The organism is Alteromonas sp. BMJM2 (genome assembly GCF_027257845.1).
Lineage (GTDB): Bacteria > Pseudomonadota > Gammaproteobacteria > Enterobacterales > Alteromonadaceae > Alteromonas.
In genome coordinates this window covers 26999-51942 of record NZ_JAPVOT010000011.1, presented here as the reverse complement: position 1 = coordinate 51942, position 24944 = coordinate 26999, and the positions used below count along the sequence as shown (strand labels likewise).

At 43.9% G+C, this 24944-nt stretch carries 19 protein-coding genes; 14 read left to right on the top strand and 5 right to left on the bottom strand.

The genetic code is table 11. The features are described from left to right. Positions 1–45 precede the first annotated feature (45 nt). A complete protein-coding gene (locus tag O9X84_RS12725; RefSeq protein WP_269520146.1) occupies positions 46–705 on the top strand; it encodes an SDR family oxidoreductase in 660 nt (219 codons plus the stop codon). Positions 706–787: 82 nt separating this feature from the next. Here O9X84_RS12725 and rimO read toward each other — a convergent pair whose 3' ends face one another. After that, the gene (rimO, locus tag O9X84_RS12720; protein ID WP_269520145.1) at positions 788–2227 is read right to left on the bottom strand and encodes a 30S ribosomal protein S12 methylthiotransferase RimO; all 1440 of its coding nucleotides are present in this window, start codon (positions 2225–2227) and stop codon (positions 788–790) included. A 385-nt stretch (positions 2228–2612) separates the two neighbouring features. On the opposite strand from rimO, the gene O9X84_RS12715 reads away from it, so the two are divergent. Continuing rightward, a complete protein-coding gene (locus O9X84_RS12715; protein ID WP_269520144.1) occupies positions 2613–3173 on the top strand; it encodes a DUF2919 family protein in 561 nt (186 codons plus the stop codon). 24 nt (positions 3174–3197) lie between these two features. Here the strand turns inward: O9X84_RS12715 and O9X84_RS12710 are convergent, their stop codons facing one another. Then, positions 3198–3605 (bottom strand): hypothetical protein, encoded by a 408-nt coding sequence (locus O9X84_RS12710; protein ID WP_269520143.1) that lies wholly within the window; start codon positions 3603–3605, stop codon positions 3198–3200. Positions 3606–3746: 141 nt separating this feature from the next. Continuing rightward, positions 3747–4523 (bottom strand): tRNA cyclic N6-threonylcarbamoyladenosine(37) synthase TcdA, encoded by a 777-nt coding sequence (gene tcdA, locus O9X84_RS12705; protein ID WP_269520142.1) that lies wholly within the window; start codon positions 4521–4523, stop codon positions 3747–3749. Positions 4524–4981: 458 nt separating this feature from the next. Here tcdA and O9X84_RS12700 point away from each other — a divergent pair, with 458 nt between their 5' ends. Next, on the top strand, positions 4982–5944 hold the full coding sequence (locus tag O9X84_RS12700; RefSeq protein ID WP_269520141.1) for a glutathione S-transferase family protein: 963 nt from the start codon (positions 4982–4984) through the stop codon (positions 5942–5944). A 15-nt stretch (positions 5945–5959) separates the two neighbouring features. Beyond that, on the top strand, positions 5960–6865 hold the full coding sequence (locus O9X84_RS12695) for a pirin family protein (protein ID WP_269520140.1): 906 nt from the start codon (positions 5960–5962) through the stop codon (positions 6863–6865). 110 nt (positions 6866–6975) lie between these two features. Here the strand turns inward: O9X84_RS12695 and O9X84_RS12690 are convergent, their stop codons facing one another. Together O9X84_RS12690 and O9X84_RS12685 are read right to left on the bottom strand one after the other, a co-directional pair. Beyond that, positions 6976–7398: a DUF3429 domain-containing protein gene (locus tag O9X84_RS12690; RefSeq protein ID WP_269520139.1), complete on the bottom strand. Its 423-nt coding sequence runs from the start codon at positions 7396–7398 to the stop codon at positions 6976–6978. Between the two features lie 89 nt (positions 7399–7487). Further along, positions 7488–8765 (bottom strand): citrate synthase, encoded by a 1278-nt coding sequence (locus tag O9X84_RS12685; RefSeq protein ID WP_032094189.1) that lies wholly within the window; start codon positions 8763–8765, stop codon positions 7488–7490. Between the two features lie 699 nt (positions 8766–9464). Between O9X84_RS12685 and sdhC the strand changes: the two genes are divergently transcribed. The 10 genes from sdhC to O9X84_RS12635 all read left to right on the top strand — a co-directional run bounded on the left by sdhC (position 9465) and on the right by O9X84_RS12635 (position 24397). Then, the gene (sdhC, locus tag O9X84_RS12680) at positions 9465–9839 is read left to right on the top strand and encodes a succinate dehydrogenase, cytochrome b556 subunit (protein WP_032094188.1); all 375 of its coding nucleotides are present in this window, start codon (positions 9465–9467) and stop codon (positions 9837–9839) included. Next, complete coding sequence (gene sdhD, locus O9X84_RS12675; RefSeq protein WP_032094187.1) at positions 9833–10180, top strand: succinate dehydrogenase, hydrophobic membrane anchor protein; 348 nt, start codon at positions 9833–9835, stop codon at positions 10178–10180. The genes sdhC and sdhD overlap by 7 nt, the downstream gene beginning before the upstream one ends. Position 10181: 1 nt before the next feature. Then, positions 10182–11954: a succinate dehydrogenase flavoprotein subunit gene (gene sdhA, locus O9X84_RS12670; RefSeq protein ID WP_269520138.1), complete on the top strand. Its 1773-nt coding sequence runs from the start codon at positions 10182–10184 to the stop codon at positions 11952–11954. A gap of 13 nt (positions 11955–11967) precedes the next feature. Next, positions 11968–12678, top strand: a complete 711-nt coding sequence (locus O9X84_RS12665; RefSeq protein ID WP_032094185.1) for a succinate dehydrogenase iron-sulfur subunit — start codon at positions 11968–11970, stop codon at positions 12676–12678. Between the two features lie 176 nt (positions 12679–12854). Then, the gene (sucA, locus tag O9X84_RS12660) at positions 12855–15674 is read left to right on the top strand and encodes a 2-oxoglutarate dehydrogenase E1 component (RefSeq protein WP_269520137.1); all 2820 of its coding nucleotides are present in this window, start codon (positions 12855–12857) and stop codon (positions 15672–15674) included. Between the two features lie 9 nt (positions 15675–15683). Continuing rightward, positions 15684–17201, top strand: coding sequence for a 2-oxoglutarate dehydrogenase complex dihydrolipoyllysine-residue succinyltransferase (gene odhB, locus O9X84_RS12655; RefSeq protein ID WP_269520136.1), 1518 nt, complete (start codon positions 15684–15686; stop codon positions 17199–17201). Between the two features lie 153 nt (positions 17202–17354). Continuing rightward, the gene (gene sucC, locus O9X84_RS12650) at positions 17355–18521 is read left to right on the top strand and encodes an ADP-forming succinate--CoA ligase subunit beta (protein WP_163106255.1); all 1167 of its coding nucleotides are present in this window, start codon (positions 17355–17357) and stop codon (positions 18519–18521) included. Continuing rightward, positions 18521–19393, top strand: coding sequence for a succinate--CoA ligase subunit alpha (gene sucD / locus O9X84_RS12645; protein ID WP_032094181.1), 873 nt, complete (start codon positions 18521–18523; stop codon positions 19391–19393). Before sucC ends, sucD begins: the two co-directional genes overlap by 1 nt. 386 nt (positions 19394–19779) lie before the next feature. Next, positions 19780–22701: a TonB-dependent receptor gene (locus O9X84_RS12640; protein ID WP_269520135.1), complete on the top strand. Its 2922-nt coding sequence runs from the start codon at positions 19780–19782 to the stop codon at positions 22699–22701. Positions 22702–22903: 202 nt separating this feature from the next. After that, entirely contained in the window at positions 22904–24397 is a 1494-nt protein-coding gene (locus O9X84_RS12635; RefSeq protein ID WP_269520134.1) for a tryptophan halogenase family protein, read from the top strand. The last annotated feature ends 547 nt before the right edge of the window (positions 24398–24944 follow it).

Below are 24944 nucleotides of genomic sequence, written 5' to 3'. Positions count from 1 at the left end.
TTTAATCAACTTACTCATATAAGAGAACACACAAAGGGAGGCATTATGAATGTTGTTATAACGGGAGGCAATCGCGGGATAGGACTCGCACTGGCCAAGCAATATCAACAGCAGGGAGCAAAAGTGTATGCAACGTGCCGCAATAGCTGTGATGAATTAAACAGCACAGGTATTAATGTAATTCAGGGCGTGGATGTGTCTCGGCCAGATACATTAGGCGAGCAATTAGCGCCGCTCTCTAATGTTAAAATTGATGTACTCATTAATAACGCAGGAGTGCTGGGAAAAGAGTCTATCGATGACTGGGATCCGAATACCATAGATTACCAATTTAGAGTCAATGCATTAGGCCCATTACTTGTTACCCAACTGTTACTGCCACGCTTATCGTCTGGCAGTAAGGTTGCATTAATAACAAGTCGAATGGGCTCTATGACCGACAATGGCTCTGGCAACTATTATGGCTACCGTATGTCAAAGGCAGCGCTTAATGCCGCAGGCGTGTCGCTAGCTAACGATCTTAAGCCCAAAGGTATAGCAGTTGGCTTGTTTCATCCTGGCTTTGTGCAGACCGAAATGGTGGGCGGCGCTGGTGATATTGACACAACTACATGTGCTGAGCGTTTGGTAGAACGAATTTCTGAATTGAATTTAGAGTCTACTGGGCAGTTTGTTCATTCCAATGGTGAAATATTGCCCTGGTAAAAAGTAAAAAGCAAAAACTAAGATCCAAGAAAGGCGCTTCAATCAGCGCCTTTTTTGTATTACGTGTTTTATATCGTTGGTTTTACGCTTCGTCTTGTTCATCCTGTTCTTCAGACAGCACAGCCCAAACGTCGTGCTCGTTAGCGTGAATAACCTCGGCCCACACACGCTCGCCCGGTTTCACATCATAAACACCGTTTAGATGAACAAGGCCATCAACTTCTGGCGCATCGGCATACGTTCTACCTACTGCACCTTCACTGTCTACATAGTCAATAACCACTTGGTATTCGTTTCCAATTCGTGCTTGAAGGCGAGCCGCGCTTATTTCTCCCTGCACCTCCATAAAGCGAGTTAGACGCTGCTGCTTAACGCCTTCTGGAACAGGATCAGGCAGATCGTTAGCCCTTGCACCTTCAACGGGTGAATAAGCAAACGCGCCAACACGGTCAAGCTGCGCTTCTCGTAGGAAATCGAGAAGTTCTTCAAACTCTTCTTCTGTTTCACCAGGAAAGCCAACAATAAATGTAGAGCGAATTACAAGTGACGGGCAGGCTTCACGCCATTTCTTCACTCGTTCAAGTACTCGCTCTGAGCTGCCAGGGCGCTTCATTAGACGCAAAATACGTTTGCTCGCGTGCTGAAATGGAATGTCGAGGTAGGGTAAAATCTTACCTTCGTTCATCAAAGGAATAAGATCGTCAACATGCGGGTAGGGGTACACGTAATGTAAACGTACCCAAATTCCAATTTCACCTAGCTTTTCACACAGCTGCTGCATATGGGTTTTAACAGGCATGCCGTTCCAAAAGCCGGTTCTGTGTTTTACATCTACACCATAGGCACTAGTATCTTGTGAGATAACAAGAAGCTCTTTAACTCCAGCATCTTTTAGGCGCTTAGCTTCATCAAGCACATTGCCCACGGGTCGACTGACTAAGTCGCCACGCATAGAAGGGATAATGCAGAATGTACATCTGTGATTACAGCCTTCCGATATTTTTAAGTACGCATAGTGCCTTGGGGTGAGCTTTACACCGTGGTCTGGAACTAGGTCGGCAAACGGGTTGTGAGAGGGCTTTGGCAAATGCTCATGCACTTGCTCTACCACGGTTTCATAGGCATGAGGACCTGTAATGGCAAGTACGTTAGGGTGCACCTCGCGTATTTCGTCTTCTTTGATACCCAAGCAACCAGTGACAATAACTTTACCGTTTTCTTTAAGCGCTTCACCTATGGTATCTAGTGACTCTTCTACTGCGGCGTCAATGAAACCACAAGTGTTAACAATAACGAGGTCAGCATCGTTATAGGTAGGTACAACATCGTAACCTTCAGTGCGAAGTTGAGTAAGAATACGCTCAGAATCCACTAAGTTTTTGGGGCAGCCTAACGAAACAAAGCCGATACGACTGCCGTTGCTGGCGTTGTTCGATTTGGTCTCATTCAACACTCTTACTGGCGTCTCTAACGTTGTTGTGTTGTTGGTTACTTTGTTAGGATTAAACGTTTCTACTGTCATCTAAAATATCACCTAGCCAATGACGATGTCCCAATGAATATACGTAAATTGGGCGCGACTTAAAAAGGGCGCAAAGTATACAGTAAGTGACACAATAACACAGTACATAGCTGCCCATTTTTCATTAAATAAGAATGTTTGAATCAGGGGTGTTAAATTAGACGTTTATACAAACGAGTAAAAAGGGGCGTACTGATAGTTGTTATACATTCTAGCAAAGGGTTTGATTAAATAAGGTGCAAAGACGGTGGTGTTGCAAAGAGGTAACTTTTAATTAACGGTATTTTTAGCTAGTGCGCTTTAATTTTCTATTCACAGCCCCATTATTCAAACTGGCGCTAAACCAAATAACAAAAACGAAATCGACGATGATAAAGCTGACCGAATGCTAAAACTACCCTTAAAATACTACGATGAATCTGGACGAATACTACCGCCTGTCTGGTTGTATTCGCTATTGCTACTGCTTTGTATTGATTGGCTTGTGTTTATCTTTTCCGTTGCATCTCGTACGCAAACCACTGACTTGCTTGCCTTTTTCTATCCTCAAAAAGAAGCCTTAGGTCTTAATTTGGTAGCGAGCTTGCCAGTATTGCTCACGCTTGTATTAATCAGTCAAAGAGAGCGCCTATGGAAACACGACCTGATAAGGTGGCGCCATTGTATTTTGCCATTTATACAAATTGGGGTGCTTATTCTTCTCACGTCTCAAGTCTACTATCTCATGCATCATCAATGGGGCTTTGAGGTGGTAACGGCAGTAAAAATACTACTCTATTCAATGACGCTCTACGTAGTAACGAGAAGTCGCCACCTAAAGTGGATGATTAACGATTGGGCAACGCCAACCGTTGAGGTGCCAGATAAACAAAACAAAGCAGAGGACGCTTTAAGAGGTACCGATGATATCGATAAACAGGCCGGCGATGGGGTTAACCGAGGCTAAGGGTATTTGCACCAATACCCATGATTAGTGCTTGTGGTTGGCTAAAGCTTGTTCGTAGTAGGCATAGACACTTACTTGGCTGTCGTTAACCAAACGCTCGTAACAAATGCCAGCTAATGCATAAGTATTGCCACCAACACCGAGAAAGACAGTCGGGGCACTCGGGCTTGACTGATCATAAATCCACTCGCCGCCAATCTGATTTTTTAATATTTCGCCAACGTAAGCCCCAAAAATATTACAGATTGTGAAAACCGCTTGATCTTCAAGTGCTTGGTCGTGAAACTTGTCTATAAAACTCAGTAAAACATCATCTACTGTTGTAATGCTTTGCGGTGAATCATCGAGAGTAATGTCGAACTCTTTTGATGCGACAACTTTTGCGTCGGATGCACAATCGGCCATTAATTTATTGAGTTCTTCTGGTGACACAGTCTTCTCCTTGTTAGGCGATACAGCGGTAAATTAAGATTTACACGCGCTAGTCAGTACAATATAACGGGCATGACAATACAATAGACATTGAAATATAACAGGTTGTTTGCCCTAAGGTAATATGAAAACTGTTTTTAATTACTTGTTACCTGTCAATCGATTTATCACGCTTGCAGCGGCAAACATGCCAAATGTTGCGGTTACTGTGACAACTGCACCAAAGCCTCCAGCGCAATCCAGTCGGGTTCCACCTTCCATCGCTGACTTGCTGAAACACACGGAGCCGTCTGGCTGAGGGTAGCGAAGTTGTTCAGTAGAGTAGATACACTCCACGCCAAAACGTCGCTTTGGGTTTTTACTAAAATTGTAAAAGCGGCGCAACTCGCTACGAAGTTTTGCTGCGAGGGGGTCCTGGGTTGTCTTTGATAAGTCACCGCGCGTTACCTGAGTGGGGTCTATTTGACCGCCCGCGCCGCCAACAGTAATAATAGGGATTTTACTCCGTTTGCAATGGGCGATCATCGCGGCTTTAGCGCGAATACTGTCGGTGGCATCCACAACCATGTCCATGTCAGGCGTTAGCAAGCTTTTAGTATTCTCAGGAGTAATAAAGTCTTCAATTACTACAACCTGACACGCAGGATTAATTTGCGCTATGCGAGAAGCCATCACCTCCACTTTCGGATCGCCTATGGTGCTGTTTAGGGCATGAATTTGGCGATTAGTATTAGTGACACAGACATCATCTAAATCTACTAGCGTAATTTTGCCTACACCCGAACGGGCAAGTGCCTCTGCGGTCCAACTCCCCACGCCACCTATGCCAATAACGGCAACATGGCTATTTGCTAGTGCATGAGTTTGCTCTGCGCCATATAAGCGCACTATGCCACCTAAACGTGGGTCTTCAGACATGGTAATTCTACTCAGATTGTTTTAATTAGCTCGATTAAATAAGCATGTTAAGAAATTTTCGTTTATCTCAGCGTGCTTTTCACAGTGATTAACGTCTTTTTCGTACCTCGGCGGTATTCTATTTTTTGTTTAGTCGTTCGCTTCAAACTGCAACTTAATTTGGTCACTGAGTATTTTCTCAGAAATCACCGCAAAAAGCATTGTCAGAATCATCAGTTAAATTACCATAAGGTATTCACGAAGCGCTTTTAGCTTTCACAACCAATAATTACTAGTTTCTTTTGCTTTTTTAGAATGTTAAATCCGTATTAAGTCAACATACGTTCTATAAATTACATGTTTTAATTTACCTATCGAAAATAAGACGTTTAACACTTAGGCGCGTTGACCTTTTTTAAAAGAACGTTGGTGCGAATGTACGGCAACGGTCAACGCGTTTTTATCAAAGAGGTATGGTTATGGGTTTATTAGTTGATGGAAAGTGGCAAGACAAATGGTACGACACAGACAAAAGTGGCGGTAAATTTGAACGGCAGGCAAGTAAGTTCCGCCATCGAATAGGGGATAGTGACGGTAAGTTCGCCCCTGAAAGCGGACGCTATCACCTGTATGTATCTTTAGCGTGCCCTTGGGCCCATAGAACACTGATTTTTCGTAAGCTTAAAAAGCTAGAATCCCACATCGACGTATCTGTCGTGCATCCAGAAATGCTCGATAATGGCTGGGAATTTGGAGATTATCCTGGTGCAACTGGCGATACACTTTTTAACGTTGAGTTTGCTCACCAGCTATACACCAAGGTTGACCCTGATATTACGACGAGAGTTACTGTGCCAATTTTGTGGGATAAAAAACTCAACACCATTGTTAACAACGAGTCGGCAGACATCATTCGAATTCTCAATAGCGACTTTAATGCACTAACAGGAAACGATGATGATTATTACCCTGAATTATTGCGCTCTGACATCGACGACATTAACGAATTGGTTTATCACAGTATTAATAATGGGGTATACAAGTCTGGTTTTGCCACTACACAAGAGGCGTATGAAGAAGCCGTCAATGCGCTCTTTGATGCCCTTGAAGAGGTTGAAACTCGTCTTTCCTCATCCCGTTATTTAGTGGGAGACACGCTAACCGAGGCAGACTGGCGTCTATTTACCACCTTAATACGCTTCGACCCTGTGTATCACGGACACTTCAAATGTAATAAAAAGCAAATAGCCGATTACCCCAATACATTCGGTTATATGAAGGAGCTTTACCAGGTACCTGGCGTGGCAGAAACCGTCAATTTTGACCATATAAAACGTCATTATTATTTTAGTCATACCATGATTAACCCAACCCAGGTTATTCCAGTGGGACCATCTCAAGATTTGATGTCTGCCCATGGCAGAGAAAACATCGGTAAATGAGCGAGAGCACCTGTTATGAAATCAAACACTGATAATCAGAAAAATGCTGTTACTCAACGCTCGGTCACAAAACGGGTAAAAGGGGTAGCCACGAGTGATGGGGCCGGTGTCTCTTTAACACGTATCATTGGGCAGCCAATGCTCCCTAGGCTTGACCCATTCTTAATGCTCGATTTTTTTGGTTCCGATAAACCGGATGAATATTTGGCTGGCTTTCCTGCCCACCCCCATAGGGGATTTCAAACGGTGACTTATATGCTGGCAGGGAAGATGCGGCATAAAGATTCCGTGGGGAACGAGGGGGTTATAGAGGCAGGTGGGATCCAGTGGATGAATGCGGGTAAAGGTATTATCCATGAAGAAATGCCCGAGCAGGAAGAGGGGCTTCTTCAGGGCTTCCAACTATGGGTAAACCTGCCATCGCATGAAAAAATGTCATCGCCTAACTACCAAGACATTCAACCGTCAGACGTACCGGTTGTAAACAGTCACGGAGCCACAGTGAAGGTGCTTGCTGGTGAATTTGATGGTGTTACTGGACCTGTAAAAACCACCGCTGTTGCACCATCGTTTTTTGATGTTCATCTTACACCCACCGAGGATGAACCCTCGCTTCTTTCTCTTAATATTAATGGAATGCAAGAGGGGTTTATTTATGTTTATGAGGGAGCGTTGACGGTAAACCCAGAATCAGCAGCATCGGAAAACACACTTAGTGCAACAGAGATAGGGGTACTGTCGTCCACAAGTACTGAGAACTCACAACTAACGCTTCTCGCCAAGGGTGAATGTAAGTGTATTGTGGTATTTGGTGAGCCTATTAATGAGCCCATTGTCCAATACGGACCGTTCGTTATGAATACGCAGCAAGAAATAATGGAGGCGTTTGAAGCCTATAAGAATGGAACACTGGCAAAATAAGAGACTTGCCAAGAAACACTGTGGCAATGTAATAGAGACGCTAATTATGAGTGATGAGACCGCCACAGCTCAAACGAGCTGTGGCGGTCTGCTTTTTTATATCGTTACGTCTAGGACAATAGAAATATCATCCAAGCATGACTGATTACCGCAACGGTGGTTAACCCCATGCGTAAGCCGATGTAACTCACGATTTGCTCTTTTGGCAAGGAAAGCGTGAATTTATCGTAAAGCATGATGGCAATGTAACTCACAGACAACACACCGAGAACCTTTACATCATTTGCGAAGACAAGACACAGCCATCCCACAATAGTAGGCAACATGGCCAAATACATTTGCTTGTCGTAGCGCTGATTGCTAATTGCATCCCACCAGTGAACGCCACCAAAGAAAGAGAGTAACACTGCGGAATACTGTACGAAGTACGTTGCGCTTTGCGTAATAGTTAAAACATTAAGTACGTAGGCCAGCGGCATAGCAATAAACGGTATTAAACCTGCTAAACCAAGACCAAGTGCAGAATAGGGCATTTGTATTCCTTTAAAAAAATACGCCATAAACAAAAATAGCGCCAATCGTGGCGCTATTTTTACAACCTAAAAGGGCAGTTAGTTCATAACTACTTTATAGGGGTATATTTTCTTTGGCTGTGACCGGTGTATAGCTGACGAGGACGACCAATTTTTTGTTTTGGATCGCTCATCATCTCATGCCAGTGTGAAATCCAACCCACTGTGCGAGATAGCGCAAAGATACATGTAAACATGTTAGTTGGAATACCAATCGCTTTAAGTACGATACCAGAATAGAAATCCACGTTAGGGAATAACTTCTTCTCTGCAAAGTACGGGTCGCTCAATGCAATTTTTTCAAGTTCCATAGCTACTTCAAGCAGTGGATCTTTTACGTTAAGTTCACTCAATACTTCATGGCAGCTTTCACGCATAACGGTGGCACGCGGATCGTGGTTTTTATAAACACGGTGACCGAAGCCCATCAGGCGGAATGGGTCAGACTTGTCTTTCGCTCTGGCGATAAACTCAGGAATGCGGTCAACAGTACCGATTTCCTCTAGCATGTTAAGGCATGCTTCGTTTGCACCACCGTGAGCAGGCCCCCACAAAGACGCAACACCTGCAGCGATACACGCATAAGGGTTAGCACCAGATGAACCAGCTAGACGAACGGTAGAGGTAGATGCATTTTGCTCGTGGTCAGCATGAAGCGTAAAGATACGGTCCATTGCACGCTCAACTGCAGGGCTAATCTTATGCTCTTCAGCAGGTACAGAAAACATCATGTTTAAGAAGTTAGCTGCGTAGCTCAAGTCGTTACGAGGATATACAAACGGTTGACCTACATTGTACTTGTAACACATAGCAACTAGTGTAGGCATTTTCGCGATTAAACGGTGCGCACTGCGTACACGCTGCTCTTCGTTAGAAACATCAAGGTCGCTGTGATAAAACGATGACATTGCACCAACGGTACCGCACAACATCGCCATAGGGTGGGCGTCATTGCGGAAACCATGAAAGAACATGTTAATTTGCTCGTGAACCATTGTATGACGAGTAATTGTTTCTTTAAATTCCTCGTATTGCTCTGTAGACGGTGCGTCACCGTGTAACAGCATGTAGCATACTTCTAGGTAGTCAGCGTCGCGCGCTAGTTCTTCGATGGGGAAGCCACGGTGAAGAAGTACGCCGGCAGCGCCGTCAATGTAAGTGATGCTAGACTCGCAAGATCCTGTAGCCATAAAACCAGGGTCGTAAGTAAAATAACCGTGTTGTCCAACTGAACGGACATCGATTACGTCTTGTCCTTCTGTGCCAGACAAAATAGGAAGCTCGATTTCCTTGTCGCCGGCTTTAAGAATGGCCTTTTGATCTGCCATATATTGCTCTCCTCAGAATGGTTCTGTTTGCAGCAAAACGGACGAAAATGTCCGCTTAATTGGGAAAAGTGGGCGTATTTGTACTTTATTATGCACCAATAAGTCAATTTTATTGCATATATGTATAATAAATATTCTCTATCACTGAGAATTGTATTAGCACTTTTATTACTGATTCGGTACCAAATAAAAACACCATGTTCCTTAATACCCCAATATTTTTAATTACTTTTGGGGAAAGGTAAATCATTAATCCATGTTTTTATCGCTTGACGCTTACAACGGCTATATGCTCTGTGCAGAATAATTAACCAGTTTCATTAAAAGACGTTAATTTGAAGCATATATAATGGTCACGCATTACCAGCACTGATAACCTAAATCACGCTATTATACGTGAGAGGCAGTGGGTTTGGAGCAATTGTGATCTCTTTTATTTGAAAATAATTACCAATAAAGTGTTAAAGCAGACTAAAGTCTTACTACGACACAAAAAATTGTAATTATATACTACGCTGGATATACTCGGCGGTGCTTGATTACTAGAATAATTATTCTGTTAAAAGCATTAAAGATAAGTTCACAAATTGTTAACAACTCAATGGATGAGGCAATTAACAGGTTAAAAGCGAATTCACTTGTTCAGGACATAATAAATACAAGTAATTCTTATCCCTACGGATTAAACAGGCATACATTGTGAAAAAGCAAAGACCAGTAAATTTAGAACTCAATACTATTAAATTTCCGCCCTCTGCTATTTCGTCAATTCTCCACCGCGTAACCGGTGTTGCAATGTTCTTCGCGTTACTTTTCGTTATTTGGGCATGGGCAGTATCTGTTCAATCGCCTGAAGGCTTCGCGAATGTTCAAGCAATTATGGACGGTTTCTTTGGAAAATTTGTCGCAATTGGCACAGCTTCAGCGCTGACGTATCACATTCTAGGCGGCCTAAGACATGTTGTTATGGATTTAGGTCACTGGGAAGAATTAGAGTCGGGCAATAATAGTGCAAAAGCAACAATCGCACTATGGATTGTACTGACCGTAGTATTGGGAGTTGCATTATGGTAACCAACCAAGCAAGTATGAAGCGCGATGGTGTACAAGATTATGTATCACTTCGTGCGACAGCAGCAATTATATTCGCGTACTCGATTTTCATGGCGTGGTACTTTATAACCAGCGGTAGTTTAAGTTACGTCGAATGGCGTGGGTTATTCTCTGGTTTAGCTATGAAAGTTTTCACATTGGCAGCACTAATCGCAGTGATGATCCACGTACGTATCGGCCTTTGGCAGGTACTATCAGACTATGTTAAGTCAACAAGTCTGCGCGCGGGATTACAATATATACTAAATATCATCGCTTTTGGCTATGTAGCTGTCGGCCTATTTGTATTGTGGGGAGTGTAAGATGAGTTTACCCGTACACGAGTTTGATGCAGTAGTAATTGGGGCTGGTGGCGCAGGTATGCGTGCCGCGCTACAGATTTCACAGTCTGGTAAGTCATGTGCACTGTTATCAAAAGTTTTTCCAACCCGTTCTCATACTGTGTCTGCACAGGGTGGTATTACTGTTGCGCTAGGTAATTCACATGAAGACAACTGGGAATGGCACATGTATGACACTGTAAAAGGGTCAGATTATATCGGTGACCAAGATGCAATCGAATACATGTGTAAGGAAGGCCCTGAAGCCATTATCGAAATGGAAAATATGGGTTTACCGTTCTCGCGTTTTGAAAACGGAAAAGTATACCAACGTCCTTTCGGCGGACAATCAAGAAACTTTGGTGGCGAGCAAGCAGCCCGCACGGCAGCTGCGGCCGACCGTACAGGTCACGCGCTTCTTCATCTGCTTTACCAGCAGAACGTAAAAAACAAAACAAAAGTATTTTCTGAATGGTACGCCCTTGATTTGGTAAAAAACCAAGACGGTGACGTTGTTGGTTGTACAGCAATCGACATCGAGTCTGGCGAAGTCGTTTACTTCAAATCTCGCGCAGTAGTATTAGCAACAGGTGGTGCAGGTCGTATTTACGCATCTACCACTAATGCACACATCAACACTGGTGACGGTGTTGGTATGGCACTACGTGCTGGTGTTGCGGTTCAAGACATGGAAATGTGGCAGTTCCACCCAACGGGTATCGCTGGTGCAGGCACATTGGTGACTGAAGGTTGTCGTGGTGAGGGTGGTTACCTACTCAATAAAGACGGCGAGCGATTCATGGAACGTTACGCACCTAATGCGAAAGACTTAGCAGGCCGTGACGTTGTTGCTCGTTCAATGATGACTGAGATTCGAGAAGGTCGTGGTTGTGAGGGTCCTTGGGGCACACACATCAAACTTAAGCTAGATCACCTTGGCAAAGACGTACTTGAATCACGTCTGCCTGGTATTCTTGAGCTATCTCGTACCTTTGCTCACGTTGACCCTGTAAAAGAGCCAATTCCAGTAATACCAACGTGTCACTACATGATGGGCGGTATTCCTACTAACGTAGACGGTCAATGCTTAGCAGTGGACGAAAACGGTAACGATAGAGTTGTGAATGGTTTATTTGCTTGTGGTGAGATTGCTTGTGTATCAGTACACGGTGCAAACCGCCTAGGTGGTAACTCACTACTTGACTTGGTTGTATTTGGTCGCGCAACGGGTATGCACCTTGGCAAGACACTGTCTGATATGGCGCCAAGTCGTGACGCATCAGAGTCTGACCTAGACGCAGCAATGGCAAGATTTAACCGCTGGGAAAGTTCAGAGATTGGCAAGGGTGAAGACCCAGTTCAGATTAAGAAAGACATGCAAAAATGCATGCAGCTTAACTTCTCAGTATTCCGTGAAGGTGAAGCAATGGCTGACGGCCTGAAAGAGCTTAGCGAAATTCGCGAGCGCTTGCAGCATGCCCGCCTTGACGATAAGAGCTCAGACTTTAATACACAGCGTATTGAATGCCTAGAACTTGATAACCTGATGGAAACCGCGTACAGCACAGCAGTAGCAGCGAATTTCAGAACGGAAAGCCGTGGCGCGCACAGCCGCTTCGATTTCCCAGATCGTGATGATGACAACTGGCTATGCCACAGCATTTACGATCCGAACACTGAAAAAATGCTCAAACGAGATGTCAATATGGCGCCGAAACTTAGAGAGGCATTCCCTCCTAAAGCGCGTACGTATTAAAGAGGTAACGATAATGAAATTAGAATTTTCGATATACCGTTATAACCCAGATGTTGACGCTAAACCACGCATGCAAGACTACACTCTAGAAGTAGAGGAAGGTCAAGACATGATGGTACTAGACGCACTGATTGCATTGAAAGAAGAAGACGCTTCGTTGTCTTTCCGTCGCTCGTGCCGCGAAGGTGTATGTGGTTCAGACGGTGTAAATATGAACGGCAAGAACGGTCTTGCTTGTATTACCCCACTGTCAGCGTTAGGAAAGGGCAAAATTGTTGTCCGTCCACTTCCAGGTCTACCCGTAGTGCGTGACCTAGTTGTCGATATGACGCAATTTTACACTCAGTACGAGAAGATTAAACCCTTCTTGATTAACGATGGAAAACAACCACCTGCTCGTGAGCACCTGCAGTCTCCTGAAGAGCGTGCGAAGTTAGATGGTCTGTACGAGTGTATTTTATGTGCTTGTTGTTCAACGTCTTGTCCGTCGTTTTGGTGGAACCCGGATAAGTTTATCGGTCCAGCAGGATTGCTGCATGCTTATCGTTTCCTAATTGATAGCCGTGACACAGCAACAGACGAGCGTTTGAACGAGTTGGACGACGCCTTTAGCGTATTCCGCTGTCATGGTATTATGAACTGTGTAAGTGTATGTCCTAAAGGATTAAACCCAACAAAAGCAATTGGACAAATAAAGTCTATGCTTCTGTCGCGGGCTGTTTAGTTCGAATCTTTACTAACTAAGTTAGTCACTGATTTTTGATGCTCTAAATAGCCATCCAGTTAGGATGGCTATTTTTTTTTGTATTCATAGTGATAACACTTGGTTCTGAAGAGAATAGCCTTATAATAGTACTTGATTGTTAACTAGATTTTATAAAACGTAGCAAGGCAAATTAAATGCAAGAGAGCGTGATGAAAGCGTGGTGGGATTCCTCGCACATGGCAGGTGCCAACGCTGCCTATGTTGAAGAGTTGTATGAAGCCTATTTGGAAGACCCTCAAAGCGTCTCTGAAACATGGCGCCAAATCTTCGATAACCTCCCCAATCTTGATGGCGTAGCATTAGAAACTAATCATACAGCAATTAAAAATCAATTTAGGCAACTTGCTGCGTTAGGTCCAACCGCACGAATGTCTAGTTCCGCGGCACCCTCTGCAAGTGGTTCAGACGACAAGCAAGTTAAAGTTCTCCAGCTTATAAATGCATTTCGCTTCCGCGGACACCAGCATGCAAACCTTGACCCGCTAGGGCTTTGGAAACAAGCTAGAGTGCGTGACCTTGAGCTTTCACATCACAGCCTATCTGAAGAAGACTTTGACTCAGTTTATAACGTCGGCTCTTATGCTATTGGTAAAGAGTCACTTCCATTAGGTGAACTAGTTAAATCCCTAAACAGAACGTATTGTGGTTCTATCGGTGCTGAGTATATGCACATTACCGATACCGACCAAAAACGTTGGTTACAGCAAAAGTTTGAATCTGTTCAGGCTAAACCAGAAATTTCTCGCGACGAGAAATTAAGTATTCTGAAAGGGCTTACTGCTGCTGACGGCATGGAAAAGTACCTAGGTGCCAAATTTCCTGGCGCTAAACGTTTTTCTCTTGAAGGTGGCGATGCGTTAGTACCTATGCTGAAAGGGCTAATAACCAAAGCTGGCGCGGCCGGTACTAAAGAAGTGGTTATTGGTATGGCCCACCGAGGCCGATTAAACGTGTTAGTCAACGTTTTAGGTAAAAACCCGTCAGTATTATTTGACGAGTTTTCTGGGAAACACGACGATTCGCTTGGTGCTGGTGACGTTAAATATCATGCCGGCTTCTCTTCTGATTTTGCTACGCCAGGTGGCAATGTTCATTTAGCGTTAGCCTTTAACCCCTCTCACTTAGAAATTGTTAACCCTGTGGTTATCGGCTCTGTACGTGCCCGCCTAGTGCGTCGTGAAAACGACACGAACACAGTTTTGCCTATCACAATACATGGTGACTCGGCAATTGCAGGTCAGGGTGTTGTACAAGAAACGTTCAACATGTCTCAAACCCGAGGCTTTGCTGTTGGCGGAACTGTGCGCATTGTAGTCAATAACCAAGTTGGTTTTACTACCTCAAAAACTGAAGATACTCGCTCTACGCAGTACTGTACTGATATAGCGAAAATGGTTCAGGCGCCAATTTTCCACGTAAATTCTGACGATCCTGAAGCCGTAGCATTTGTTACTCAGCTTGCGCTTGAGTACCGACAGAAATTTAAGCGCGATGTGGTTATCGATTTAGTGTGTTACCGTCGCCACGGTCACAACGAAGCAGATGAACCAAACGCAACTCAGCCGTTGATGTATCAAAAAATTAAAAAGCATCCTGTTCCTCGTTCAATTTATGCCGACCAGCTTATCGCTGAAGGTGTTATCGAGCAGCGTGATGCAGACCGCTACCTTCAAGAATATCGTGAAGCACTCGATCACGGTGCGTGCGTGGTAGAAGAGTGGCGTCCGATGACAGAACACAGCGTTGACTGGTCTCCGTACCTTGGTCACGACTGGGATACGCCGTACGACGGCAGCGTAAGTGTAGAAAAGCTTAAGGAACTGGGTGAGTCAATTACCTCTTTCCCTGAAGACCACAAGCTTCAGTCTCGTGTAAACAAATTATATCAAGACAGAAAAGCAATGGTTGCTGGCGAAAAGCCTCTCGACTGGGGTATGGCAGAAAACTTGGCCTATGCAACGCTTGTTGATGCAGGTGAAGATATTCGTATTACTGGGCAAGACAGTGGCCGTGGTACGTTCTTCCATCGTCACGCGGTACTTCATAATCAGACAGACGGTTCGACTTACCTTCCTCTTCAACACATAAGAGAAGGTCAGGGCGAAATCGAAATTTATGATTCTGTATTGTCTGAAGAAGCGGTAATGGCGTTTGAATATGGTTACGCGACTGCAGAGCCTACCTGTCTCACTATTTGGGAAGCACAGTTTGGTGACTTCGCCAATGGTGCTCAAGTTGTTTTCGACCAATTCCTAAGTTCAGGTGAAGCAAAATGGGGCCGCTTGTGTGGCTTAACCGTTCTGTTACCCCATGGCTATGAAGGGCAAGGCCCAGAGCATAGCTCTGCGCGTTTAGAGCGTTTCTTACAGATGTGTGCCGACCATAACTGGCAAGTGTGTGTACCGTCTACGCCAGCACAGGTATTTAATATGCTGCGTCGTCAGGTGGTGCGTCCAATGCGTAAGCCACTTATCGTTATGTCGCCTAAGTCACTTTTACGTCACCCTCTGGCAGTATCTTCTCTTGAAGAACTTAGTGAAGGTAAGTTCCTCAACGTGATCGGTGAAATAGACGAATTAGACCCGAAAGATGTAAAACGCGTGGTTATGTGTTCGGGTAAAGTATATTACGACCTTTTGGATCAACGCCGTAAGAACGAACAAAACGATGTTGCTATTATTCGTTTAGAACAGCTTTACCCATTCCCACAAGAAGAATGTGCTAAAGTTGTTGCACAATACAGCCATGTAAAAGATTGGGTTTGGTGCCAAGAAGAGCCACAAAATCAAGGCGCTTGGTACTGCAGCCAACACCATTTCTGGCAAGCCATTCCAGAAGGTGCAAAATTAACATATGCGGGTCGTGAAGCATCCTCGTCGCCTGCAGTAGGTTATGTATCCGTTCACAATCAGCAGCAAAAAGCGCTGATTGAAGACGCTCTCACTATTAAATAAGGAACAGAAATGACAATTGAGATAAAAGTTCCGGTTCTACCTGAGTCAGTTGCCGATGCCTCCATTGCAACCTGGCACGTTAAAGCCGGTGATGCAGTTAAACGAGACCAGAATCTGGTTGATATTGAAACTGATAAAGTAGTTCTAGAAGTTGTAGCGCCAGCGGACGGTACAATCGGTGAGATCTTGAACGAAGAGGGTGCAACGGTTTTAGGCGAGCAAGTTATCGCGAAACTAGAAGAGGGCAGTGCTGCTGCGCCAGCTAAATCAGACTCTTCTGACTCTGAAAAAGAGTCTAAGCCAGCAAAAGCTGACAAGTCTGACAGCGCGCCAGCTGGAAAAGCCTCTGATGTAAAAGTACCAGTATTACCTGAGTCTGTTGCTGACGCTACCATTGCTACTTGGCACGTAGGTGTTGGCGAAGCGGTATCTCGCGATCAAAATCTAGTGGATATCGAGACGGATAAAGTGGTTCTTGAAGTGGTAGCTCCTGCTGATGGTTCACTGTCAGAGATTATTGCAGAAGAAGGCGCGACGGTAACCGCTGAAGAAGTGATTGCTAAATTCGTAGAAGGCGCATCGGGCGGTACAGCTGCATCTGCTCCTGCAGACGATAATGACGATAGTGATGATAGCAGCGATGCATTAAGCCCATCAGTTCGTCGTCTGCTTGCAGAGAAAGGCGTCGATGCATCGAGTGTTAAAGGCACTGGTAAAAATGGTCGAATCACCAAAGAAGATGTTGAGAAGCATTTGAAAGGTGGTAATAAAGCACCTGCGGCAGCTTCTGTGTCGAGTGAAGCAACACCAGATTTACCGGTTGGAAATCGCACTGAAAAACGCGTTCCAATGACGCGTCTTCGCAAGACAATCGCAAACCGTTTGTTAGAAGCGAAAAATTCTACGGCCATGCTTACTACATTTAATGAAGTAAACATGAAGCCTATCATGGAATTGCGTAAGCAATATCAAGAGAGCTTTGAAAAGCGTCACGGTATTCGTCTTGGCTTCATGTCTTTCTACGTGAAGGCAGTGACTGAAGCACTTAAGCGCTTCCCTGAAGTGAATGCGTCTATCGACGGTGATGATATTGTTTATCACAACTATTTCGATATCTCTATTGCAGTATCAACACCACGCGGATTGGTAACACCAATTCTTAAAGATACCGATACGCTAGGTATGGCCGGTGTTGAGAAAGGTATTAAAGAATTAGCACTAAAAGGGCGTGACGGGAAGCTAGCAATGGCTGACCTACAAGGTGGTAACTTCACCATCACGAACGGCGGTGTTTTTGGTTCACTAATGTCTACACCAATCATTAATCCTCCTCAAAGCGCTATCTTGGGTATGCATAAAATCCAAGATCGTCCAATGGCGGTTAATGGGAAAGTAGAAATTTTGCCAATGATGTATCTTGCGCTTTCTTACGATCACAGAATTGTTGATGGTAAAGAGTCAGTAGGCTTCTTGGTAACCGTAAAAGAGATGCTTGAAGATCCTACACGTCTATTATTAGACGTTTAAGACTTCCGTCTCACGCAATTGTGGTTAGTGGCAAATATGGTCTATGCTGTGTTTGCTTCTAACGCAACGCTGATATTTGATGTGATAATGTCAGCCAAACTAATCAAGTCGCATTTGCGACTTTTGTCTTACTAAAAATCGGATAGAAACACCATGAATTTGCATGAATACCAAGGTAAGCAGCTATTCAAAGAATACGGTTTACCTGTTTCTGAAGGATACGCAGCAGACACTCCTCAAGATGCTGTAGATGCCGCAAAGAAAATTGGCGGAGAAGAGTGGGTAGTAAAATGTCAGGTCCACGCAGGTGGTCGCGGTAAAGCTGGCGGCGTTAAGTTAGTAAAAGATACTGACGCAATTAAAGCTTTCGCAGAAAACTGGCTTGGCAAAAATTTGGTGACGTTCCAGACTGACGAAAATGGTCAGCCTGTGAGCAAAATCCTTGTTGAATCTTGCACAGATATCGCTAACGAATTGTACCTTGGTGCAGTAGTTGACCGCACAACCCGTCGTGTTGTGTTTATGGCTTCTACTGAAGGTGGCGTTGAGATTGAAACTGTTGCTGAAGAAACACCAGAGAAAATTCTTAAAGCTGAAATCGACCCAATTGTTGGTGCTCAGCCTTACCAAGCACGTGAAATGGCGTTTAAACTCGGTCTTTCTGGCGTTCAAATCAAACAATTCACTAAGATTTTCCTTGGCCTAGCTAAGATGTTTGAAGATCTTGATGTTGCATTGATTGAAATTAACCCGCTTGTAATCAAAGAAGACGGTGACCTTCACTGTCTTGACGCTAAGCTAGCTATCGATGGCAACGCGTTGTATCGCCAGCCTAAAGTTAAAGCTATGCAAGATCCTACTCAAGAAGATGCACGTGAAGCGCATGCTGCTGAGTTCGAACTTAACTATGTTGCTCTAGACGGTAACGTGGGTTGTATGGTTAACGGTGCCGGCCTAGCAATGGGTACAATGGACATCGTGAACCTACACGGTGGCAAGCCAGCTAACTTCCTAGATGTTGGTGGCGGCGCGACTAAAGAGCGTGTTGCAGAAGCATTCAAAATCATCTTATCTGACGATAACGTTAAAGCCGTTTTAGTTAACATCTTTGGTGGTATCGTTCGTTGTGACATGATTGCCGAAGGTATCATCGGTGCAGTTAAAGAAGTGGGTGTTAATGTTCCTGTTGTTGTACGTCTTGAAGGTACAAACGCAGAGCTTGGCCGTGAGGTTCTTGCGAACTCTGGTTTAGATATCATTGCTGCTGAGTCGCTAACTGATGCAGCACAGAAAGTTGTAGCTGCAGCGGAGGGCAAATAATGTCTGTATTAATTAACAAAGATACCAAAGTAATCTGTCAGGGTTTCACTGGTGGTCAAGGTACTTTCCACTCTGAGCAAGCGATTGCTTACGGTACGCAAATGGTTGGTGGTGTTACACCAGGCAAAGGCGGCACTGAGCACCTAGGTCTTCCAGTATTCAATACAGTACGTGAAGCGGTAGAAGCAACAGGCGCAACGGCAACTGTTATCTATGTACCAGCTGCATTCTGTAAAGATTCAATCGTTGAAGCTGCTGATGCTGGCATCGAGCTTATCGTTTGTATTACTGAAGGTATTCCTACGCTAGATATGCTTTACGTTAAAGAATACGTAAATGCTAAAGGCGTTCGCATGATTGGTCCAAACTGCCCAGGTGTGATTACTCCTGGAGAGTGTAAAATTGGTATCATGCCTGGTCACATCCACAAGCCTGGTAAAGTAGGTATTGTTTCTCGCTCTGGTACACTTACGTACGAAGCGGTTAAGCAAACTACTGACGAAGGTTTCGGTCAGTCTAGCTGTGTTGGTATTGGTGGTGACCCTATCCCGGGTTCTAACTTCATCGACATCCTTCAGTTGTTCCAAGACGATCCTCAAACAGAAGCTATCGTTATGATTGGTGAGATTGGTGGTACAGCAGAAGAAGAAGCTGCTGAATTCATCAAAGCTAACGTAACTAAGCCTGTTGTTTCTTACATTGCGGGTGTGACTGCACCTGAAGGTAAGCGTATGGGTCACGCTGGAGCAATCATTGCCGGCGGTAAAGGTACAGCTGACGAGAAATTTAAAGCACTAGAAGATGCGGGTGTTAAAACCGTGCGCTCTCTTGCTGACATCGGCAAAGCACTTCGCGAAACCACTGGTTGGTAAGCGATAGACTTGCCAAGTTGCTATCTTAAATAGCAACGTAAAGTAGTTATAAAAAACCCGCTTTCAGCGGGTTTTTTTATGGATGAGCATTTTCTAATAAGCATATTCCACGATTTTCTATTTACATTTTATTTTGCCTTAGTGAAACAAAATAACAACAAAAAGCCCTGAAATCCCCGTTTTTATGCCTTTTGCGTAGTTAACTTACAAAATTGAATTTGCTGCTAATGTTAACGTATTGTTGAAAAAGTGGATTGAATACGTATGCAAGCAATTGTGCAATAACTCACACCTCTATAGCATTACGCCATGTAATCTATTGTCATTTCTTTGTCACAATAACAATTAAATAGGCAAAAATTGAAACCTTACGGGACACCTGTTTTATGAAACACTTTAAACCAAACCTAATTAAGACAGCGCTTATCGCTGGCGGCGTTGCTTTTGGTAGTGCTCCTGCACTAGCTCAGCAGTCAGATACAGACGCAGTTGATGAAACGGCAGTGGAAGTCATTGAAGTTAGTGGCATCCGCGGAAGTTTACAACGCGCGCAAGCGATAAAAATGGACAACACCTCAATTGTAGAGGCACTTTCTGCAGAAGATATTGGTAAATTACCCGATACCTCTATTGCTGAATCACTAGCCCGCCTTCCAGGTCTAGCCGGTGAGCGTAGAAACGGCAGAACAAGTGGTCTCTCAGTGCGTGGTTTTAATGAAAACTACGTGGGTACAACGCTTAATGGACGCGAACTATTAGGTATGGGTGATAACCGTGGGGTTGAGTTCGATTTGTACCCTACTGAAATCGTTTCTAACATACTTGTTTATAAAACACCTGAAGCCGGTCTTATGACTCAGGGCATCGGTGGTACCATCGACATTCAAACAGTAAGCCCGTTAACAGCAAAAGAAACGTTTGCAATAAACGGCAGCTTTGAGATGAACGGTGAAGATTCTGGTAACCCAGATTTTGACAACAAGGGTCACAGAATATCGTTTAACTACGTTGATCAGTTTGCAAACGACACATTAGGTGTAGCGCTTGTTGTTGCTGATATGGAATCGCCACGACAAGAAAAGTATTTCCGTGGTTGGGGATATGCCAATGTCAATACAACGCCAGAAGGTACATTTGATGACAATGGCAACCCTTTATGGAATCCGAGACGATTTGATGGCCAGGATACAGTTGAGGTTCCGGAAGGTACTGTGATTTTAGGCGGTAACGACTCATTTACTCGTTCTGCTATGCTAGAGCGCACATCAATTGCTGGTGTTATTGAATACGCGCCAACTGACGATTTAACTATCCAGTTTGACGCTTTATACATCGATTTCGAAGAAAACGATGTTCGAAGAGGCGTTGAAGAAGGTGGTGCTGAGTGGGGAACAAGCGAGTACACAATCACAGGTATTGAAGATGGTCTTGTAACATCAGGATACTACGATGGTTTCCACTCTGTAATCCGTAACGATTCGCGTCAGCAACAGGCTGAGCTAACTACTTTTGGTCTTAATGTTGAATACAACATTAACGACAACTGGACGGCAACGTTAGATGTTTCAATGGGTGAAGTTGATAAGACTATCACTGATATCGAAAGTTATTCAGGTGTAGGCCGTGCCGGTGTTGACGGTCGCCCACTTACTCCGCGTTCGTGGACAATGACATCTACAGGTGCGGTTTACAGCGATCATCCAACTATTGACGGTGTTGATTTAACTGACCCATCTTTAATTCAACTAGCGGGTCCTCAAGCGTGGGGCGGTTCATTAGCACCTGTTGAACAATTCCAAGGCGTTGAAGGCTTTGGTCCAGATACTGCGCAAGATGGTTTCGTGAATGAGCCAATTTTTGATGAAACTCTAGATGCAGTAAGACTTGATATCGAAGGTTTTGTTGATTGGGGTATGTTCTCTAAATTCACTGCTGGTGTAAATTATCAAGAGCGTGAAAAAGCAAAAGACAACAATGGTGCTTTCTTAACCTCTCCACTATGGCCAAGTTCAGAATCTATTCCAAACCCTATTGGTGTAGCTGACTTAAGCCACATTGGTGTGGAAGGTGTTGTAGCCTACGACAGTCTCGCGCTTTACAGAAGTGGCTACTACATTGAAACTGAAGCAGAACTGTTTGAAAACGGTCGTATCGGTGACACTTATACTATTACTGAAGATTTGTTGACTGCATACGCCAAGTTAAGCATTGATACTGAGTTACGTGGTATTTTCATCACAGGTAACTTAGGGCTTCAAATTATCGATGTAGACCAAAAGGGTACTGGATTTAATACAACAACCGGTCCAACAGGTTTCACAGCAGTAACGCCAATCTCTGATGGTTCGTCGTATCACGATATTCTACCGACGCTTAACTTAAGCTTTGAGGTTGCTGAGAATCAGTTTATCCGTACCGCGATGGGTAAAGTGTTGAGCCGTCCTCGTATGGATGACATGAGACCTAACAACACGGTTAGTTTTACGTTTAACGATCAGCAAATTATTTCTCAAGACGTAGCTAACGGGCCTTGGTCTGCAAGCTCGGGTAATGCACAACTTAGACCGCTTGAAGCAAACCAATTTGACATTGCTTATGAGAATTACTTTGCAGATTCTGGTTACGTCGCTGTTAGCTTCTTCTATAAAGACCTAACTAACTGGCACGTTAGCGGACAAACAATTGGTGATTTTTCTGAGTCATACATTGAAGGTTTCCATCAGACTTCGGGTCAAACCGATATCAACGGCGATGGCGTGTTAGACGATGACGATATCGTTCCACCAGCACTATTTAACGGTGTTGTAAGTTTCCGTGAAGACGGTCTTGAAGGTTTCGTAAGAGGCTGGGAAGTACAAGGTAGTATTCCGTTTGATTTGTTCCACGAATCTCTTGAAGGTTTCGGTATGTTCGCAAGTGCAACTTTCCTAGACGGTGAGTTAGACAACGGCGATGCAGTACCAGGACTATCAGATGAAACGTACTCACTCACCGCGTTCTATGAAAGCAATGGATTTGAAGTACGTGTTTCTGGCACCAAGCGTGATGCCTTTAGCACAGAAACAAGAGCGGTAAGTCTTTCACTAGCGCAAATCCAAGATGCTGGTGTTGAACAGTGGGATGCGCAAATTGGTTATGACTTTAGTGAGTCTGGCATTGAGGCACTTTACGGCTTACGGGTTACTCTGCAAGGTCAAAACCTAACAGATGAGCCAACTATCCGTACTAACCCAGGAGACGCGCGTCAAATTACTGAATTCCAACAGTATGGACGCAACTTCCTACTTGGTGTTAACTATACGTTCTAATGTTTGATAACGCCTAACTTGTGCCGCTCTCGTTGGGAGTGGTATAAACAAAGTTAGAAAGAAAAAAATGAAGGCCCCAAATAGTCATGCTGATTGGGGCCTTTTATCGTAAACCCCTTCTTTTTTGTTATCGTTAAAGCAAAGAAAAGTACGCTCAAGCGTTAATAAAAAGGTGAAGTTTACAAGCGGCAGTGGCAAAACTATGACAAACACAGCAGTAAAAGACGTAGTAATTGTGGGTGGTGGAACAGCTGGTTGGATTTCAGCTGCGGTTGTCAAACGTCTATTAGGTTCTCGAGTTAACGTTACATTGGTGGAATCAGAAGATATTGGTACCGTAGGCGTGGGCGAGGCGACTATACCACCCATTATATTGCTCAATAAGATGCTGGGTTTGGACGAGAAAGAATTTCTCAGAGAAACTAAAGCTACCATGAAGCTGGCTATTCGTTTCGAGAATTGGAAAGAGCAGGGTGATAGTTATTATCATACCTTTGGTGCGCCGGGTAAAAGTTTTGCGTTTTGCCATTTTCATCATTACTTCAAACGGGCGCAAACATTGGGTCTGAAAGACTCTATTTGGGAATATGACCTCAACTATCTTGCCTGCGAGGCTGGAAAGTTTGCCCACATAAAATCCCCTGATCCCATCATTGAAATGCCCTATGCGTATCACTTTGATGCTTCGCTTTACGCCCGCTTTCTTCGTAAAAAATGCGAAGAAATGGGGATTGTTCGTAAAGAAGGAATTATAGAGCGGGTAGAGCAGCATACCGAAAACGGCTTTATAAAAGCCGTCACGTTAAAGGATGGCACCTCAATAAGCGGTGATCTTTTCATCGACTGCTCAGGGTTTAAAGGTTTACTTACCCAACAAACCCTCAATACGGGCTATGAAGATTGGTCACATTGGTTGCCATGCGACCGCGCTGTGGCAATGCCCTCAGAGCGTCATGAAAACACAAGCCCTTTTACTCGCTCAATTGCGCACAGCGCTGGGTGGCAGTGGCGTATACCTTTGCAGCATCGTAACGGCAACGGCCTTGTTTACAGCAGTAACTATTACAGTGACGATCAGGCGCTAGATATTTTATCTAATAATATCGATACCAAGCCACTGGCCGATCCTAATTTTATACGCTTTAAAACTGGTCGTAGACGCAAGCAGTGGAACAAAAACGTCATTGCGGTGGGGCTGGCTAGCGGCTTCCTTGAACCGTTGGAATCTACCAGTATTCATCTTATTCAATCAGCCGTGGTACGTTTAATTCATCTGTTTCCTCACAATGGCATCAGGCAAGAACAGATTGATGAGTACAATCAGCAGTCTAAATTGGAATACGAGCAAATTCGCGACTTTATCATATTGCATTACCATGTAAACGAACGTAACGATAGTCAGTTTTGGCGTGACGTGAGAAACATGGAAGTACCAAAAAGTCTCACCCATAAATTACAATTATTTAAGGCATCGGGAAATATTTTTAGAGAGCAAAACGACCTTTTCTTAGAGAGTTCATGGCTACAGGTGATGATGGGACAGGGCATTGACGCTAACGATTACCATCCACTGGCGAACGCTATGTCTGACGATAAACTCTTAGAGTTAATGCGTAATATCAAAAACATCAAAAATGAGCCCGTGGGAAAAATTGCGACTCACGATATGTTTATTAAACAGTTTTGCGGCTTATAAAACGCTTTTGCATATTTACCCATAAATACAACGCTTTCAATCAGGGAGTATAAAAATTAGCGACCATCGATTTAACATGGAGCCAGTGCACTTTCCTGCCAAAGGCTCTGTGTTTACCCCTTATTCAATTACCTCTATCGTTGTTCAATCACTCTATTGGGTGAAAAAAGAGAACTTAGGTTAAGCAAAAGCATCCCCTTTACTGATCCCGCGCGTTATCTTTTTTCATACTTTTGTTCAATATTTTCAATCATCTATTTTATATTTCTCTTTAAATATCCCTGTATTTTTCTACATCCTAAGCTTTACCTTACCGTTTTAAATACGCTTATTAGCATTTTGATTTTTAACATATTCTCATTAAGCCTATTTTAAAACCGTCGCTAATTTACGTAACTTGTAACGTAAATGTTTACAAGTTACGCCTATTTGAAATATATGCTGCAGATATGTAAATGAATACGTATGCATAGCATTGCTCCCTTTTTGTACAAAACAGTAAGATTCATTACTGGAACAAAAGAGGCAAGTTAAGGTCCGGATTAGC

Excerpts from the sequence above, each read along its gene's own strand:
- sdhA (WP_269520138.1), top strand. The coding sequence starts at position 10,182 with ATGAGTTTACCCGTACACGAGTTTGATGCAGTAGTAATTGGGGCTGGT.
- sucC (WP_163106255.1), top strand. The coding sequence starts at position 17,355 with ATGAATTTGCATGAATACCAAGGTAAGCAGCTATTCAAAGAATACGGT.
- O9X84_RS12640 (WP_269520135.1), top strand. The coding sequence starts at position 19,780 with ATGAAACACTTTAAACCAAACCTAATTAAGACAGCGCTTATCGCTGGC.
- O9X84_RS12635 (WP_269520134.1), top strand. The coding sequence starts at position 22,904 with ATGACAAACACAGCAGTAAAAGACGTAGTAATTGTGGGTGGTGGAACA.
- tcdA (WP_269520142.1), bottom strand. The coding sequence starts at position 4,523 with ATGTCTGAAGACCCACGTTTAGGTGGCATAGTGCGCTTATATGGCGCA.
- O9X84_RS12695 (WP_269520140.1), top strand. The coding sequence starts at position 5,960 with ATGAAATCAAACACTGATAATCAGAAAAATGCTGTTACTCAACGCTCG.
- odhB (WP_269520136.1), top strand. The coding sequence starts at position 15,684 with ATGACAATTGAGATAAAAGTTCCGGTTCTACCTGAGTCAGTTGCCGAT.
- O9X84_RS12665 (WP_032094185.1), top strand. The coding sequence starts at position 11,968 with ATGAAATTAGAATTTTCGATATACCGTTATAACCCAGATGTTGACGCT.
- rimO (WP_269520145.1), bottom strand. The coding sequence starts at position 2,227 with ATGACAGTAGAAACGTTTAATCCTAACAAAGTAACCAACAACACAACA.
- sucA (WP_269520137.1), top strand. The coding sequence starts at position 12,855 with ATGCAAGAGAGCGTGATGAAAGCGTGGTGGGATTCCTCGCACATGGCA.
- sucD (WP_032094181.1), top strand. The coding sequence starts at position 18,521 with ATGTCTGTATTAATTAACAAAGATACCAAAGTAATCTGTCAGGGTTTC.
- sdhD (WP_032094187.1), top strand. The coding sequence starts at position 9,833 with ATGGTAACCAACCAAGCAAGTATGAAGCGCGATGGTGTACAAGATTAT.
- O9X84_RS12715 (WP_269520144.1), top strand. The coding sequence starts at position 2,613 with ATGCTAAAACTACCCTTAAAATACTACGATGAATCTGGACGAATACTA.
- O9X84_RS12685 (WP_032094189.1), bottom strand. The coding sequence starts at position 8,765 with ATGGCAGATCAAAAGGCCATTCTTAAAGCCGGCGACAAGGAAATCGAG.
- O9X84_RS12700 (WP_269520141.1), top strand. The coding sequence starts at position 4,982 with ATGGGTTTATTAGTTGATGGAAAGTGGCAAGACAAATGGTACGACACA.
- O9X84_RS12690 (WP_269520139.1), bottom strand. The coding sequence starts at position 7,398 with ATGCCCTATTCTGCACTTGGTCTTGGTTTAGCAGGTTTAATACCGTTT.
- O9X84_RS12725 (WP_269520146.1), top strand. The coding sequence starts at position 46 with ATGAATGTTGTTATAACGGGAGGCAATCGCGGGATAGGACTCGCACTG.